The sequence below is a fragment of the Halorubrum gandharaense genome (assembly GCF_054654575.1).
Window position 1 is genome coordinate 108,200 of sequence record NZ_BAAIET010000001.1, and the last position, 15,728, is coordinate 123,927.

General features: G+C 67.6%; 15 protein-coding genes. 5 read left to right on the top strand and 10 right to left on the bottom strand.

Annotated features, from left to right (window positions below):
• Nucleotides 1-58: 58 nt before the first annotated feature.
• The gene (locus ACYQ07_RS00490) at nt 59-505 is read right to left on the bottom strand and encodes a bis(5'-nucleosyl)-tetraphosphatase (RefSeq protein WP_459875865.1); all 447 of its coding nucleotides are present in this window, start codon (nt 503-505) and stop codon (nt 59-61) included.
• 314 nt (nt 506-819) lie between these two features.
• Between ACYQ07_RS00490 and ACYQ07_RS00495 the strand changes: the two genes are divergently transcribed.
• Nucleotides 820-1,152: a 30S ribosomal protein S10 gene (locus tag ACYQ07_RS00495; protein WP_459875868.1), complete on the top strand. Its 333-nt coding sequence runs from the start codon at nt 820-822 to the stop codon at nt 1,150-1,152.
• 228 nt (nt 1,153-1,380) lie between these two features.
• Entirely contained in the window at nt 1,381-2,661 is a 1,281-nt protein-coding gene (locus tag ACYQ07_RS00500) for an amidohydrolase (protein WP_459875871.1), read from the top strand.
• Nucleotides 2,662-2,670: 9 nt separating this feature from the next.
• Here the strand turns inward: ACYQ07_RS00500 and ACYQ07_RS00505 are convergent, their stop codons facing one another.
• From ACYQ07_RS00505 to ACYQ07_RS00515, 3 genes are all read right to left on the bottom strand, one after another.
• On the bottom strand, nt 2,671-3,516 hold the full coding sequence (locus tag ACYQ07_RS00505; protein ID WP_459875873.1) for a polyprenyl synthetase family protein: 846 nt from the start codon (nt 3,514-3,516) through the stop codon (nt 2,671-2,673).
• A 21-nt stretch (nt 3,517-3,537) separates the two neighbouring features.
• The gene (locus tag ACYQ07_RS00510) at nt 3,538-4,908 is read right to left on the bottom strand and encodes a geranylgeranyl reductase family protein (RefSeq protein WP_459875876.1); all 1,371 of its coding nucleotides are present in this window, start codon (nt 4,906-4,908) and stop codon (nt 3,538-3,540) included.
• 85 nt (nt 4,909-4,993) lie between these two features.
• Nucleotides 4,994-6,142 carry an acyl-CoA dehydrogenase family protein gene (locus tag ACYQ07_RS00515; RefSeq protein WP_459875879.1) on the bottom strand — a complete coding sequence of 383 codons (1,149 nt, stop codon included), beginning with the start codon at nt 6,140-6,142 and terminating at the stop codon, nt 4,994-4,996.
• 154 nt (nt 6,143-6,296) lie between these two features.
• Here ACYQ07_RS00515 and ACYQ07_RS00520 point away from each other — a divergent pair, with 154 nt between their 5' ends.
• Nucleotides 6,297-7,094 carry an RIO1 family regulatory kinase/ATPase domain-containing protein gene (locus ACYQ07_RS00520; RefSeq protein ID WP_459875882.1) on the top strand — a complete coding sequence of 266 codons (798 nt, stop codon included), beginning with the start codon at nt 6,297-6,299 and terminating at the stop codon, nt 7,092-7,094.
• A 34-nt stretch (nt 7,095-7,128) separates the two neighbouring features.
• Here the strand turns inward: ACYQ07_RS00520 and ACYQ07_RS00525 are convergent, their stop codons facing one another.
• The 5 genes from ACYQ07_RS00525 to ACYQ07_RS00545 are packed head-to-tail and all read right to left on the bottom strand — an operon-like array spanning nt 7,129 to nt 12,173.
• Nucleotides 7,129-7,872: an ABC transporter ATP-binding protein gene (locus ACYQ07_RS00525; RefSeq protein ID WP_459875884.1), complete on the bottom strand. Its 744-nt coding sequence runs from the start codon at nt 7,870-7,872 to the stop codon at nt 7,129-7,131.
• On the bottom strand, nt 7,869-8,747 hold the full coding sequence (locus tag ACYQ07_RS00530) for an ABC transporter ATP-binding protein (protein ID WP_459875887.1): 879 nt from the start codon (nt 8,745-8,747) through the stop codon (nt 7,869-7,871). The genes ACYQ07_RS00525 and ACYQ07_RS00530 overlap by 4 nt, the downstream gene beginning before the upstream one ends.
• Complete coding sequence (locus tag ACYQ07_RS00535; protein ID WP_459875890.1) at nt 8,740-9,930, bottom strand: branched-chain amino acid ABC transporter permease; 1,191 nt, start codon at nt 9,928-9,930, stop codon at nt 8,740-8,742. Before ACYQ07_RS00535 ends, ACYQ07_RS00530 begins: the two co-directional genes overlap by 8 nt.
• Before the next feature lie 2 nt (nt 9,931-9,932).
• Nucleotides 9,933-10,859: a branched-chain amino acid ABC transporter permease gene (locus ACYQ07_RS00540; protein ID WP_459875892.1), complete on the bottom strand. Its 927-nt coding sequence runs from the start codon at nt 10,857-10,859 to the stop codon at nt 9,933-9,935.
• A 12-nt stretch (nt 10,860-10,871) separates the two neighbouring features.
• Nucleotides 10,872-12,173 carry an ABC transporter substrate-binding protein gene (locus ACYQ07_RS00545; RefSeq protein WP_459875894.1) on the bottom strand — a complete coding sequence of 434 codons (1,302 nt, stop codon included), beginning with the start codon at nt 12,171-12,173 and terminating at the stop codon, nt 10,872-10,874.
• A 181-nt stretch (nt 12,174-12,354) separates the two neighbouring features.
• On the opposite strand from ACYQ07_RS00545, the gene ACYQ07_RS00550 reads away from it, so the two are divergent.
• A complete protein-coding gene (locus ACYQ07_RS00550) occupies nt 12,355-13,233 on the top strand; it encodes a proline dehydrogenase family protein (RefSeq protein ID WP_459875897.1) in 879 nt (292 codons plus the stop codon).
• A 34-nt stretch (nt 13,234-13,267) separates the two neighbouring features.
• Here the strand turns inward: ACYQ07_RS00550 and ACYQ07_RS00555 are convergent, their stop codons facing one another.
• A complete protein-coding gene (locus ACYQ07_RS00555; RefSeq protein ID WP_459875900.1) occupies nt 13,268-14,005 on the bottom strand; it encodes a helix-turn-helix domain-containing protein in 738 nt (245 codons plus the stop codon).
• 88 nt (nt 14,006-14,093) lie between these two features.
• On the opposite strand from ACYQ07_RS00555, the gene ACYQ07_RS00560 reads away from it, so the two are divergent.
• On the top strand, nt 14,094-15,614 hold the full coding sequence (locus ACYQ07_RS00560; RefSeq protein WP_459875902.1) for an aldehyde dehydrogenase family protein: 1,521 nt from the start codon (nt 14,094-14,096) through the stop codon (nt 15,612-15,614).
• The last annotated feature ends 114 nt before the right edge of the window (nt 15,615-15,728 follow it).

Consider the following 15,728-nt stretch of genomic DNA (forward strand, 5'->3'; position numbering starts at 1 on the left):
TGGGGTTCCGCGTCGGTGGTGAAAAAGCGCTCGCCGGCGGTCGGGATCGGCGCCCTCGCTAGACGTACTCGCCCGACTCGTCGTCCTGCAGCTCGTCGAGGTACTCGTGGGCCTCCTCGAGGATCTCGCGGGGGCCGTCCTGCGTGATCGTGTTGACCGCCTGGTCGTAGTCGCGCCACTGCAGGTCGCGGTGTTCCTTCGAGAGTTCGGCGCTCGCCTCGAACGAGCGCGCGATGAACAGGTGAACGGTCTTGTGGATCGTCTTGCCGTTCGCCTCGAACACGTAGTCGTACTCCTCGCGGAAGCCGTCGATCAGCCGGAAATCCTCGATCCCGGCCTCCTCACCGACTTCTCTGATCGCCGTCTGCTGGAGCTCCTCGTCCCCCTCGACCCCGCCTTTGGGGAACTCCCAGTCCCCCGGTCGGCTCTTCAGGAGCAAATACTCCCGTTCGCCGCGGGTATCGCGGAAGAGGATGGCTCCAGCGCTGGTCGCTTCGACCGTCATTATCATCAGGTAAGCAACCCCCCGTAAAGAGGGTGTCGGACTCGACGGTGCATCCGGGTTCTGCGACTCTCTCCGCCGATCTGGCCGCGTTTCGGCAGTCCGACAGGCTGATCTTTGGCCCGGTTCCCCCGGGAGGCCGGGGAGTGCGCTGGCGGGCGTCGGCGTGCGCCACCGTCCACACGTGCCGTCCGTCGGTCGCTCCGGGGCGGAAAGCGGAGACGTGGCAAGCAGTTCGCATGGGTGTGTCTCCCACGTAGGAGGCCGGTAGATGCGTTTTTACCGCTCGGGCAACGATTGACTGGTAACCCCCAGCCATGACCTTCGTGACCAAACTCTCCTTTACCTCCGGCGACCGCGACGTGCTCGCGGAGACCGTCGAGGACGTGAAGACGACGATCGAACGCAAGGGCGCCGAGTGTAAGGGCCCGCACTCCGCGCCCGCCGAGCGCGTGCAGGTACCGCTGTACAAGCAGCTCCGCGCCGGCGACGAGTTCTCGCCGTGGGAGTACACCGTCTACTCCCGGTCGATGGAGATCCACGGCTCCGACGACATCGCCCGTGAAGTCGTCGCGACGGACTTTCCGGACTCGATCCACATCGAAGTCCAGGTCGACCGCAAGAAGCCACTCGGGCATCGTCGCGACTGAGCGGCAGGGACAGCGGGTGCGCGACCGCCGGCGCTCTCGGACGCCGCGTTCGCCGCCGCCGCGTTCGCCGTCACGTGGACACGGTCCGATGGTCGGACGTTCCAGAATTTTCACAATTTCCAGAAATTGTGATGTTGTGGGCGCGATCACGGTCCTCCCTCTCTCCTCGATCCCGGCGCGTCTCCCCGCCACTGGACCGTTTAAGTTCCGTCGGGTGCATCCGGTCGTATGAGCACGCGAGACGCCGACGCGTACAGCGAGTTCCGCCGCGACCTCCACCGCCACCCCGAACCCGCGTGGTGTGAGTTCTACACTACCGCCCGCATCGTCGAGGCGCTCCGGGAGCGCGACATCGACGAGATCCACGTCGGGCGCGACGCGCTCGCTGACGGCGAGCGCATGAACGTCCCGGACGAGGAGACGCTCGCGGAGTGGCTGAGCAAGGCCCGCGAAGCCGGGGGCGACCCCGACGTGCTCGACGACGTGGCCGGCGGCTACACCGGCTGTGTCGCCGTGATCGAGCGCGGCGAGGGGCCGGTGGTCGGCCTCCGGGTCGACATCGACGCGCTCCCCATTCTGGAGGCGGACGACGATGAGCACGTCCCCGTTTCGGAGGGATTCCGGTCGGAGAACGAGGGCTACATGCACGCCTGCGGCCACGACGCCCACGCGACCATCGGACTCGGCACCATCGACGCCGTGCTCGACTCCGATTTCGAGGGAACGTTGAAGGTGTTCTTCCAGCCGAGCGAGGAGCAGGTATCCGGCGGGAAGCCCATGGCCGAATCCGGCCACCTCGACGACGTGGAGTACCTCTACGCCGTCCACATCGGCCTCGACCACCCGTCGGGTGAGGTGGTCTGCGGGGTCGACGGCTTCCTCGCGGTGCGCCACTTCCTCGCGGCGTTCGACGGCGAATCCGCCCACGCCGGCGCGCGCCCCGAGCAGGGCCGGAACACGGTGCAGGCGATGGCTGCGGCGGTCCAGAACCTCTACGCGATACCCCGTCATTCCGAGGGCCCAACCCGCGTGAACGCCGGACTGGTCGGCGGCGGCACCGCGACCAACATCATCCCCGAGGAGTCGTTCGTGGAGGGCGAGGTCCGCGGCGCGACGACGGAGCTCGCGGAGTACATGGCCGAAAAGGCCGACCGCGTGCTGCAGTCGGCGGCCGACATGCACGACGTGTCCGTCGAAGTCACCACCAAGGGCGAGGCGCCGAGCGCGACCAGCGACGAGGCGCTCGCCAGCATCGTCGGGGAGGTTGCGCGCGAGAACCCCGGCATCACGTCGATCGTCGACAGCGACGACCTCGGCGGGTCGGAGGACGCCACCTACCTGATGCAGCACGTCCAGGACCGCGGCGGCTTTGCCTGCTACGTCGGCGTCGGCACGGACCACCCGGGCGGCCACCACACCGGGACCTTCGACGTGGTCGAGGACGACATCGAGCTGGGGATCACGGTGTTGGCCGACGCCATCGAGCGCGTCTCGGCGACGCGGCCGTAACGCCAGCCATCACGGCACAGTGCCGTCGAGCATCCCGTCGAGCACCGTTTCGAGCGAGTTTTGCAGCGACGTGTCGACGCGTCCGAGCGCCGCATGGGCGGCGGCGGAGCGCCGGTCCGCGCGTCGGTCGGCCGCATTGAGCAGCGACGCCCGCGCGAGCTCCGCACGCAACGACTCACATCGTCGGAGCGCGACGGCGACGGCGAGGTGACGGCCCGCCTGTCGCACGGCGACGCGCTCCCCCTCGTCGGCGACGTTACCGATGCCGACGACCAGCGCGGTGGCGTACAGCGACCCCGCGCCGCGAGCCAGTGCTGCCTCGATGTCGGCGAGCGACTCGCCGTCCCACTCGGTGGCCTGACAGACGCCGGCGGTCACGTCCGCCATCGTCTTCGCGAGCGTGGCGAATCGTTCGACCCCGCTCTCGGGGTCGTCGACCGACTCGATCGACCCGAACCCGAGCGCGAAGCCGACGTCCCCGGCCAGAATTGCCGGAGGGATCCCGGCATCGAACTCGTCGTCAATCGGTGCGTCCGGCGCCCCGGGGGCTTCGGCGAGCGCGGCGTGAATGCGTGCAGCGAGGTCGATCAGGCCGATCGCGACGGCGGACTCCATCAGGTCGTCTCCGAAGTCGACGGCTGTGCTCCCGTCAGGGAGGGCCGAACCGGGCTGGGAGTCGGGAACGTGTTCGGCGGTCGCGAGCGCGAGCGCGGCGGGCTCGGACGGACCGAGTTCGGCCGCCGACCGGAGGGTGTCGGCGAGCGACTCCGACCGGCAGTCGTCGAGCCGTGATCGGAGCGCTCGTTCGATGCGGGTCGCGTGCGGGGCGAGAAACGCGCTGGAGTGGGCGGACATCAGTGGCGGTGTGTGCGGGGCTCAGTACTTCGGATCCGCGCCGGTCGTCTCGTAGATCCGGTCCATGATCTCGTCGCGCCGGCCCGTCCAGTTGGCCATCGCCGCCGGGCTCGTCGGGTACGACTCGTAGTGGTCGAGCAGCTCGTCGGCGAGCGTTTTCGTCCGGTAGAAGTTCCGAATCGTCCCCCAGTAGCCGAACGACTTGACGGCACACTTGAGCTTGAGGCCGAACGACATCGACGTGGATCCCTCGTACAGCGCCTCCGCGAGGTTCTCGCCCGGGAGGCTGGCGAGCAGCCCCATCAGGTCGTCGACGTCGACCGCCGTCGACAGCACGTTGTACACGTCGAGGGCGGCGTATCGGCCGCCGTAGTGGTCCATCACGCGCTCGTTGTACCGCCAGAGGTTCTCCTCGGAGAGGTCGCCATCGGAGATCGCCTTGACGGCCTGCTCGCCGGCGTATTTGCCGGCGTAAGCGGCGCCGGCGATGCCGCCGCCGGTGGTGGGATTGACGTGACCTGCGGCGTCGCCGACCGCCATATAGCCGGGTGCGACCGCGGAGTCGTACGGCCGACGGGTGGGCAGTGCGGCGCCGAGCTTGTCGCGGACCTCCGCGCCGGCGAACTCCGGCCGGCTCTGGAGGTCCTCACGGAGCGCCTCGACCAGCTTCATCGGCTCCTCGTTCATCTGGAAGCCGAGCCCGGCGTTGATCTCCGTGCTCGTCCGCGGGAAGTACCAGAGGTAGCCCGCCGCGCGGTCGGTGGGCTTGAACACGAGCGCGTCGTCCCACTCGACCGGCTCGGGCACCTCGACGATCTCGCGGTACGCCGAGCAGAACTGCGAGTAGCGAACGTTGGTGTCGAACGTCGTCCCCTCGAAGTCGGCTTTATCCTGGAGGATCGAGAGCGCGCCGGCGCCGTCGATCACGACATCGGCGTTGTACTCTCGGAGGTTGCCCTTGCGCTTCGCGCGGAGGCCGGTGACGCGACCGGCGGCGTCCTGCGTCACGTCGTTGATGACGGTGTCGTAGTGGAAGTCGACGCCCGCCGACTTCGCGCCGTCGATGAGCCGGCGACCGTACTCCCAGCGGTCGATGACGGCGAGCTCGCCCGGAATCGGGATATTGAGGACCGTGTCCTCTTTGGGGATCTCGAAGCGTCCGTGGTCGACGCCGGTGTTGGTGAACGCGGGTTCGAGGTGTGATTTCGGGATCACGTCGGGGAACGAGTCCGCGCCCTTCAGCGCGTCCCCGCAGGCGATGTGGCCCGCCTCCGTCTCGTCTTTGCGCTCGACGACGACGACATCGAGACCCGCCTCCGCGGCGGTCGCGGCGGCGTAACACCCGGACGTTCCTGCGCCCGCCACGACGACGTCGTACTCGAAAGTGCTCATAACCCGACTGTGGTTCCGCCGGTGGCAAAACTCTTTATGCCCGATTCGGTTGCCGTTGGGGGAACAGGAACGTGAGTGAGCGCGGCTACAGGCCGAGCTGGCGGCCCAACACGACGTGTTGGATCTCGCTGGTTCCCTCGCCGATCTCCATCAACTTTGCGTCGCGGTAGAAGCGCTGCGGGGCGAAGTCCGTGGTGTAGCCGTAGCCACCGAGCGTCTGGACGGCCTCCTCGGCCACTTCACGGGCGGCCTCGCTGGCGTCGAGCTTCGCGAGCGCGGACTCCTGGGTGACGCGCTCGCCGTCGTCGTACGTCACCGCCGCCTTGTGGGTGAGCAGGCGCGCGCGCTCGGTCTGGCGGTGCATGTGGACGATCTTGTCGCGAATGGCGTCGAACTTCGAGATCGGCTCGCCGAACTGCTCGCGCTCGCCGGCGTACTCCTTGGCGGCCTCGTAGGCGCCCTGTGCGAGCCCCGTCGAGAGCGCGGCGATGGAGATGCGGCCGCCGTCGAGCGTCTTCATCGTCTGTTTCCAGCCTTCTCCCTCCTCGCCGAGCAGGCGGTCGGCCGGAATGCGAACGTCGTCGAAGCTGATCTCGCAGGTGGGCGAGCAGTTGAGCCCCATCTTCTCCCAGACGGAGACAACCTCGAACCCGTCGTCGTTCTCGGGGTCGACAATAAAGGTGGAAATGCCGTCGTAGCCCGCGCCGGGCTCCGTGACGGCCTTCACCAGAATGCTGTTGGCGACGTTCGCGTTGGTGATGAACTGCTTGGTGCCGTTGAGCACGTACTCGTCGGCGTCCGCGTCGTACTCGGCGGTCGTGTCCATGTTCGAGGCGTCGGAGCCGCTACCCGGCTCCGTGAGCGCCCACGCGCCGATCCCGTCGCCCTCCGCGAGGGGACGGAGCCACTGCTCCTTCTGTTCGTCAGTGCCGAACATGTCGATCGGCTTGGCGCCGAGCGAGGTGTGGGCGGCATACGAGAGGCCGATACCCCCGGAGACGCGACCGAGCTCCTCGGTGACGAGCGCGTACATCAGCTGGTCGCCGCCGAGCCCGCCGTACGCCTCGTCGACTGGAACGCCCATCATGTCGAGCGCGGTGAGCTCCTCGAACACCTCGGCGGGGAACCGGTGTTCGTCCTCCACCTCCTGTGCGATGGGGCGGATCTCCTCCTCGCAGAACTCCCGGACGGTGTCCCGAATCATGCGGTGTTCCGCGGGCAGATCGAAGTCCATGGGGCAATATCTGCGAAGCCGGACTATAAACGATGCGAACGACCGTGAGGATCCTTGGAGATGGCCACGACGGGGCGCCCGCCGGCGGAGTGGTCACGGGGGAGCAATCCGCCGGCGGGACCTTTTATCCCTGACCGGGGCGTGAGAGTTCGATATGGAACTCCGCCGACTCGTGCGCGGCCGTGTCGACTGGCCCGAGCTGGAGCGAGTCGTGCGCGAGCTGACGGACCGGTACGACCGCGAGACGGCCCACGTTCGGTTTCTTGACGCCGACAACTGGCTGTCGACGCCGATGGTCATCGACGACGACCTGTTCGTGAAGGTGATCACCAAACAGAACATGCTGGTCCACACCCTCTTCACGACGGGCCGGAACCTCGGCGCGTTCTCCGCGGGGACGGAGGGCTTCTTCGAGCGGTACGAGACCCCCTACGAGATGGCCCGCCACGAGCTGGAGGCGACCCGCAAAATGCGCGAGCTCGGCGTCAACGCACCCGAGCCGATCGAGGCGCTGGAGGTCGGCGATCTCGGCGTCGTCGTGTTGGAGTACCTGCCGGAGTTCCGGCCGCTCGACGAGCTCGACCGCGACCGTGAGCAGGAACTCGCCCCCGACCTGTTTCGCAACCTCCGGATCCTCCACGACGCCGGGCTCGCGCACGGCGACCTGCGCGCCGAGAACGTCCTGATCCTCGACGGCGAGCTCTACTTCATCGACGCGACCAACGTGAACGACGACGCCCGCGAGGACGCGCGGTCGTACGACCTCGCGAGCGCGACGGCCGCGCTGGAGCCGCTGATCGGCGCATCCGCGACCGTCGACGCCGCCTTGGAGCATTACACGCCGGAAGAACTGCTGGCTGCCCGCGAGTTTCTCGACTTCGTCGCCATCCGCCCGGACCACGAGTTCGACGCCGCCGCGCTCAAAGGAGAACTGGAAAAGCGCGCGACGTGAGGCGGGATTGGCGTGGTTGGTGTGGTTGGTGGGATCAGCCGCCGAGGTACAGCTGTGACACTTCGTCGTCGTTCAACAGCTCCTCGGGCGTCCCCTCGAACCGGACGGTGCCCTGGTCGAGCACGTAGCCGCGGTCGGAGATGCCGAGCCCCTTGGTCACGTTCTGTTCGACCATCAGGATCGCCGTGTCCATGTCGTTGACCGCCTGCACGTCCTCGAAGACGTCGTCGGCGGTGTTGGGTGCGAGCCCGGCGGACGGCTCGTCGATGAGGAGCACGTCGGGCTCCATCACGAGCGCGCGGGCGAACGCCAGCACCTGGCGCTGGCCACCCGAGAGCGTCCGCGCTTTTGCCGACCGCTTCTCCTCGATGATCGGGAACCGGTCGTACAGCTCGTCGATCACCTGATCGAGACTCCCCTCGCGGGCGACGCCGCCCATTCGGAGGTTCTCCTCGATGGTCAACGAGCCGAACACGTTGTCGGTCTGGGGAACGTAGCCGATCCCCTCCCTGACGATGTCCTCGGGCGCCATGCCGCCGATGTCGCGCCCGTGGTACTCGACGGTCCCCTCCCAGGGCGTCAGCATGCCGAACGCCGTCTTGAGGACCGTGGACTTGCCGGCGCCGTTCGGGCCGACGAGACAGACGATCTCGCCGGCGTCGAGCCGCATCGAGAGGTCGTCGAGCACCTGCACCTCGCCGTAGCCGCTGTCGACGTTCGACAGCGCGAGCACGGGGTCGGACTCGTTCCGTGCCTCACCACCGGGCGCGTCGCTCATGCGCCACCTCCGAGGTACGCGTCGATGACTCTGTCGTCGCTGCGGATCTCCGACGGCGTTCCCTCGGTGAGCACGCTCCCCTGGTCGAGCACGATCACCGGGTCAGCCAGGTCCATCACGAACTCCATGTCGTGTTCGATCAGGACGAAGGTGGTGCCCGCCTCGTGAAGCCGGCGGATCTGCGATTTGAGCTTCTTCGCGAGCGTCGGGTTCACACCCGCCACGGGCTCGTCCAGCAGCAACACTTCGGGTTCCGCCAGCATCGCCCGCGCGAGCTCGACGAGCTTCATCTGCCCGCCGGAGATGTCCGTCGCGGGCTGGGTGGCGAGATGGTCGATCTCGAACTCCTCGAGGATGCGCTCGGCGTCCGCGAGGTTCGCCGACTCGCTCTCGGTGACCGTCGACGGCGAGGTGAACAGCGTGAGGAACGACTCACCGGGCTGGTTCCGGGGACCGACCAACATCGCCTCGCGGACGGTCATTCCCTCCAGCTTGCGGGGGGTTTGGAACGTCCGAATGAGGCCGTGCTCGGCCACCTCGTACGGCTCCATGCCGGTGACGTCCGTGCCGTTCACGGTTACCGTGCCGCCGTCGGGCTCGTAGAACCCGGAGATCAGGTTGAACAGCGTCGACTTGCCGGCGCCGTTCGGGCCGATGAGCCCCGTGATCGTCCCACGCTCGACCTCGAAGGTGGCATGGTCCGTCGCGGTGAGCCCGCCGAACGACTTCTGGAGGTCGTCGACCCGGAGGACGACGTCGTCTTTCCCCTCGACGGCGCCGACCTGCGGTGTCGTCGTGTCGGTTTCCGCCCGATGCTCCGTCGCCGTCGAATCGCCCTCGTTGGGGGCGTTGGTTCCGTTCGTTGCGTCACTCATTGGTGTCACCTCCGTTGCCGCCCTTCTGCTCTCTGACGCCACTCGACGGCCGATTCGGCGCGCCGTCGTCGTCGAGCGCGCTGGGCCAGATCAGCTCGCGCTGTGGCGGCAGCACGCCCTGCGGCCGGTACCGCATCACGAGCACGATCAGCAGGCCGATCAGCAGGAGTCGCAGCGGCGCCCCGTCGACGGGGAACCACGCGAAGTCGTTGAGGAACCGCGACCCCTCGCGGATCGCGACCACGACGAAACCGCCCAGCAGCGCGCCGCGGTTCGACCCGCTACCGCCGAGGATCACCGCGACCCACACGTAGAACGTCGTGATCGGGTCGAGGTCACCGGGATTGACGAAGAGGTTGAGGTGCGCGTAGAACACGCCGGCGAGCGCCATGATCATGCTCCCCAGCACGAACGTCTGCATCTTGTACGAGAACGTGTTCTTCCCCAGCGCCTTCGCGAGGTCCTCGTCGGACCGGATCGTCCGGAGCACGCGTCCCCACGGCGACCGCTGTGCCCGGCTGAGCACGAAGAAGGCCACGCCAAGGAACGCGAGCAGCAGCGAGACGTTGAGAAGCTGTCGCCAGAACTGCGTGCCGAGCACGATCGGTGACCCGGGGACGATCACGATCTCCAGTCCCGGCATCGTCTGCGGCAGCGTCCCGAGGATCGGCCACCCCTCGAAGAAGCTCGGGATCCCGCGGATCCCGGCGCTGCCGTTGGTCCACTGTCGCTCGTTGCGGAGGAACAGCCGGATCACCTCCGCGAGCCCGAGCGTCGCGATCGCCAGATAGTCGGCACGGAGCCGGAGCGTCGGGATCCCGATGGCGACGGCGACGACCGCCGCGACGACCAGCCCGACGACCAGCCCGACGAGCGGGTTGAACTCGCCGGCGATCGGGGAGTTCCCGCCCGTCATCAGCGCCGCGCCGTACGCACCGATTCCGAAGAAGGCGGCGACGCTGAAGTTGATGAGCCCGCCGAACCCCCACTGGGCGTTCAGCCCGAGCGACATCAGCGCGTACATCCCGGCGAGCCCGAACAGGAACAGGAAGTACGAGGCGCCGAGCGTGCCGGTCGCTAACGCGAGAAACAGCGCCAACACGACGAAGCCGAGCGCGACGGTGACCGTGGTCTCCGTCTCCGTGAGGTCCCCGAAGAACTCCCGGGGGTCAAATCGGGACACGGTCAAACACCCCCTCCATCGGCGGCGTCACCCGCGATCCCCTCCGGCCGAACGAGCAGAATCGCCACCATGATCAAGAAGGCGACGGCCTCGGCGTACTCGATGCCGATCGGGATCCCGACGCGCGACAACAGCGGCGTCATCTCGACGACCATCCCGATGAGGAACCCGCCGAGTACGGCGCCGTAGACGGAGCCGATGCCGCCGAGGATGACGGCGGCGAACACGACGAGCAGCAGGTTGAACCCCATGCGCGGAAGCAGCTGATTGAACAGGCCGAGGAACGCCCCGCCGGCGCCGGCGAGTCCGGCGCCGATCACCCACGACCAGAGCTTCACCCGGTCGATCCGGATGCCGCTGACGCGGGCGAGGTCCGGGTTGTCGGCCATCGCCCGCATCTTGCGTCCCAGGTCGGTGTGCTGCAGGAGTACGTGTAGGCCGATCACGAGCACGGCGGCCGAGATGATGGTCGCCAGGTCGTGGGCCGTGATCCGAATGCCGTACGGCACGAGCGCCTCGATCGGCCGGAGCGAGGCGATGTCGTACCGGAGCGCGTCGGAGCCGAACCCCATCTGAATCAGCGCCCGGTAGACAAAGGCGACGCCGATCGACGTGATCAGCAGGCCGATCGAGCCGACGTCAAGCGGGTCGTACACCAGCCGCTGTGTGAGGACCGCGACCGCCGCGGCGACGACGATGCCGACGGCGACCGCGAGGAAGAACCCGAGCGGAAGTCCGAGCACGGTGAAGCCGACGCTGCCGATCAGGCCGAACGCGATCAGCGTGGCGTACGCGCCGACGGTCATCGTGTCGCCGTGGGCGAAGTTCGCGAATCCCGCGATGCTGTAGATCAGCGACAGCCCGATGCTCGCGAGAACGATGATGCTACTGTACACGAGCCCGTTTGCGGCAAATTCGAGAACCGACATGGACGGGGGGAGCTACGACTCCCGGAACTCGATCGTCTCGTAGTCGTGGTCGCTCACCTCGAACACGGCGAGGCTCCCGCGCGGGTCACCGTTCTCGTCGAAGTCGATCGGGCCGCTGACGCCCTGGTAGTCGATGTCGTCGGCCGTACCGCCGTCGTCGAGGACGGCGTGCGCCTCCTCGTAGGTGAACACCTCCTCGCCCTCGGGGCGGGTCACGTCGCGGACGACCTCGTCGAGCGCGGCGCCGCTGAACTCGTCGGCCGCCTGGATCGACAGCGCCGCGGTGACGACGCAGTCGTAGGCGAACGCGGACCACGCGGTCGGCGACTCGCCGAACTCGGCCTCGAAGTCGTCCGCGAACGCCTGGTAGTTCTCCTGGTCTTCGGGCGCTGCCGGCTCGACCAGCTTCATGCCGTCCATGCTCCCCTCCGGGGTGTTGGCGAGGACGGTGTCGCCACGGTTGGAGTCGGCGCCGTACAGCTGCGGCTCGTAGCCGCTCTCGAACATGTTCGTCACCATCGTGGCGAACTCCTGCTGGTAGGTGATACAGAGCCACGCGTCGGTGCCGGAGCCGTTCATCTCGGAGACGAGACTGCCGTACGACGACTGCTCGCCGTCGTGTGAGCTGTCGTAGACGATCTCGCCCTCGTACGCCTCCGCGAAGGCGTCGTAGAGGCTCTCCCCGAACTCGTCGTTGATGTAGGTGACCGCCACCTCGTCGTAGCCGTCCTCGGCGATGATGTCGGCGAGCGCCGCCGACTGCGTCCGACCGCTCGGCGACATGCGGAGCAGGCCGGGGAAGTCGGTCAGCCCGAGTCCGGTGGAGTTCTGACTGAGCTGGACGGCGTCGGTCCCCTGCACGACGCTCTCGTAGATCGACAGCGAGACGCCCGAGCCGACAGCGCCGATGAGGAACGGGACGTTGTCCTGGTTGATGAGCTTCTGGGCCGCGGAGACGCCGGCCTGACTCTCGCTTTCGGAGTCCTCGACGATGATCTCGAGGTCGCGGTTGCGCACGCCGACCGCGTTGACGTCGGCGAGCGCGAGCTCGACGGCGCGCTGGTTCCGCTCTCCGAAGTCCGCCAGCGAGCCGGTTAGCGAGTCGACCATCCCGATCTCGTAGGCGTCGGCGGACTCGTCATCGTCGTCACCGTTGCCATTGCCGTCTCCCATCCCGTCGTCGCCGTCGTCACCGTTGTCGTCACCGTCGTCGTCCGTCGTACTGATACACCCGGCGAGTCCCAGTAGGCCAACCCCCCCGGTCGCCTTCAGGAGCGTTCGCCGATCCGCCATGTCCATGGTATCTCGTGACATATGCTTCCTACGACTTCCGAGAATATATGCATACGTTAAACCCTTCCCGTCCATGGTCGGATCGGCGCGATTTTCGTCTCATCCGTTGCAACACTCGCCACCCTGGTTTAATTCGACGGGTGAAGTCGGGGGATAATTGGTCGGGTGGGCATATATGTCGACGGGTCTCTCCGGTGTGTACATGCTGCCACCCATCGCGAGCAACTTCGTCGCCGGCGAGACGCCGGCGGCCGCGCTCGACCACGTCGAGACGCTCAACGCCCGAGGGGTCGCCGGGATCGTGAACCTCCTCGGTGAGCACTACACGGAGCGAGCGCCGGCGGACGCCGACGCCGAGGCGTACGTCGACCTCGTCGGGGGGATCGCCGACCGGAGCCTCGATGCGTGCGTCTCCGTCAAGGCGAGCCAGATCGGCCTCGACGTCGGCGAGGACGTGTTTCGGGAGAACCTCGCCCGGATCGTCGACGCCGCGAACGCGCCCCCCGGGAGTGCTGACGCCGACGCCGGCGATGACACGCCGGGGGTCTTCGTCTGGATCGACATGGAGGACCACGAGACGACCGACGTGACCCTCGACGAGTTCGAGCGACACACGACCGCCACCGACGGCAACGTCGGCGTCTGCGTGCAGGCGAACCTGAAGCGGACTCCCGACGACCTCGAACGGCTCGCCGACCTCCCCGGGAAGGTCCGGCTCGTGAAGGGGGCGTACGACGAGCCAGCCTCGATCGCCCACACGAAGAAGGCTCGCGTCGACGAGGCGTACCGCGACTGTCTCGCGTCCATGTTCGAGGCGTTCGACGATGGCATCGCCGTCGGCAGTCACGACCCCGAGATGGTGGCGTACGCCGGCGAGCTCCACGCCGAATACGGCACCCCCTACGAGGTACAGATGCTCACCGGCGTGCGCGAGTCCGCACAGTTCGCGCTCGCCGACGACGGCGTGACGGTGTACCAGTACGTGCCGTACGGCGACAAGTGGTTCTCCTACTTCTACCGGCGGATCCGCGAGCGGAAGTCGAACGCGCTGTTCGCGCTGCGCGCCGTGCTCGGGCGGTGATCTGGAGGAGAACGGACGCCCCCGCAAACGGGGCTCAGGGGTCGAGCAGTTTCGACTCCGCCTTCCGCAGGTGTTCGAGCAGCGTCGTCTTCGAGACGTCGAGATCGTCGGCGAGCTCCCGCGTCGAGGTGCCGCGAGGCCACTCGTAGTAGCCCGCCTCGCGGGCGTGCTCGTACACGTCACGCTGTGTCGTCGTCAGCGTGTCGAGGCGGTGCTTGCGGGCGGACCGTCCCGCATAGCCGGACGACGACATCGACTCGACGGTGACCTCGGCGCCGCTCGCCTCCTCGACGCCGTCGAGCGCGTCGCGGATCTCCGTGCGCTCCCCGACGAAACACGCCTGCCACTCCTCGCGGCCGTTCTCGATCCGCACCGGGGCGCTGTGGACGAACCCGTGTTCGAGCAGCGTCGGACACACCATGTCCGCGGGGTCGTACTCCAGGAAGAACTCCCGAACCACGTTGCCGGGGGCGTCCCTCGCGCGACCGAACCGCTCCTGCAGTTCGAGCACCTCCCCTGCGTGGTCCGACTCCCGGATCGCGTCCAACAGTGCTTCGACCTCCTCGTTCGTGTCTCCGAACGCGGTGAAGAGCCCGTTCACGGAGTTCGGCGCCTCGCCGTCCGCCTTCGGCGAGTTGTAGATCGCGTGTGCGAGCACGCCGCCGTCCGTCCGCCCCGTCGCCTCGATGGCCCAGCAGTTCGGGTGCCACAGGTCGAGCGTGAGCCGCGTCCCGGACCACTCCTCCATCGCCGCCGCATCTGATGTCCCCATTACGTCCCCCTCTACGTCACTGCATCACAAAGACTTTACCGACCATGGTCGGGTGGGTTATTTGGCCGTTCGCCGAAAACGGTGAACCATGGCAGACGCCTATCAGCACTACATCGACGGCGAGTGGGTCGACGGCGAGGGGGCGGAGACGTTCACGAGCGAGAGCCCGGCGACGGGCGAGACGCTCGGCGAGTTCCCCACGGGGACTCCCGAGGATGTCGACCGCGCGGTCGCCGCCGCCGACGAGGCGTTCGACGAGTGGCGCGAGCTGTCGCGGGTCGAGCGCGCGGAGTACCTCTGGGACGTGTACCACGAGCTTCGCGAGCGCACCGAGGAGCTCGGCGAGATCGTCTCGAAGGAGTGCGGCAAGGAGATCTCGGAGGGGAAAGCCGACGTGGTCGAGGCCGCACACATGGTCGAGTGGGCCGCGGGCGACGCGCGCCACCCGAAAGGCGACATCGTCCCCTCGGAGATCCCCTCGAAGGACGCCTACATGCGCCGGAAGCCGCGCGGCGTCACGGGCTGTATCACGCCGTGGAACTTCCCGGTCGCCATCCCGTACTGGCACATGGCGATCGCGCTGGTCGAGGGGAACACCGTCGTGTTCAAGCCCGCCGAGCAGACGCCGTGGTGCGCACAGGTCGTCGCGGAGATGTTCGCGGACGCCGGGCTCCCGGACGGCGTGTTCAACATGGTCCAAGGATTCGGCGACGCCGGCAACGCGATCGTCGAGCACGACGACGTGTCGACCGTCCTCTTTACCGGCTCCGCGGAGGTCGGCCACCACATCCAGGACAAGCTCGGCGGCGTCCCCGGCAAGCGCGTGGCGTGTGAGATGGGCGGGAAGAACGCGATCGTCGTCACCGAGAACGCGGACCTCGACATCGCCGTTCACTCCGCCGTGATGTCGAGTTTCAAGACGACAGGCCAGCGCTGCGTCTCCGCCGAGCGCCTCATCGTCCACTCGGACGTGTACGAGGAGTTCAAAGAGCGCTTCGTGGAGATCGCGAGCGATGTCGCCGTCGGCGACCCCCTCGACGAGGACACGTTCATGGGGCCACTCATCGAGGCGGAGCACTTCCAGAAGGTCCGCGACTACAACGAGCTCGCCAAGGAGGAGGATGTCAACGTGCTCGTCGACCGCACGGAGCTCGACGACGCGGAGATCCCCGACGGCCACGAGGACGGCCACTGGATCGGCCCGTTCGTCTACGAGGCCGACCCGTACGCGGACCTCCGCTGTACACACGAGGAGGTGTTCGGTCCCCACGTCGCACTCCTGGAGTACGACGGCGACATCGAGGAGGCCGTCGAGATCCAGAACGACACCGACTACGGGCTCGCCGGCGCGGTCATCAGCGAGGATTACCGGCAGATCAACTACTACCGCGACCACGCGGAGGTCGGCCTCGCGTACGGCAACCTCCCCTGTATCGGCGCGGAAGTGCAGCTCCCGTTCGGCGGCGTCAAGAAGTCCGGCAACGGCTACCCCTCCGCCCGTGAGTCGATCGAGGCCGTCACCGACCGCACGGCGTGGACGCTGAACAACTCCAAGGAGATCGAGATGGCACAGGGTCTCTCGGCTGACATCAAGACGAGCGACGAGTAGCCGCGGTCGGCGCCGGCGTGAGCCCCTTCGAGACGTGCGAGCGCGACGCTCGCGGCTGTCGGCGTGCGCCGGCGGCAGGCGGCCATAGTGGGTCGCATCGCGCCGCCGGTCTCA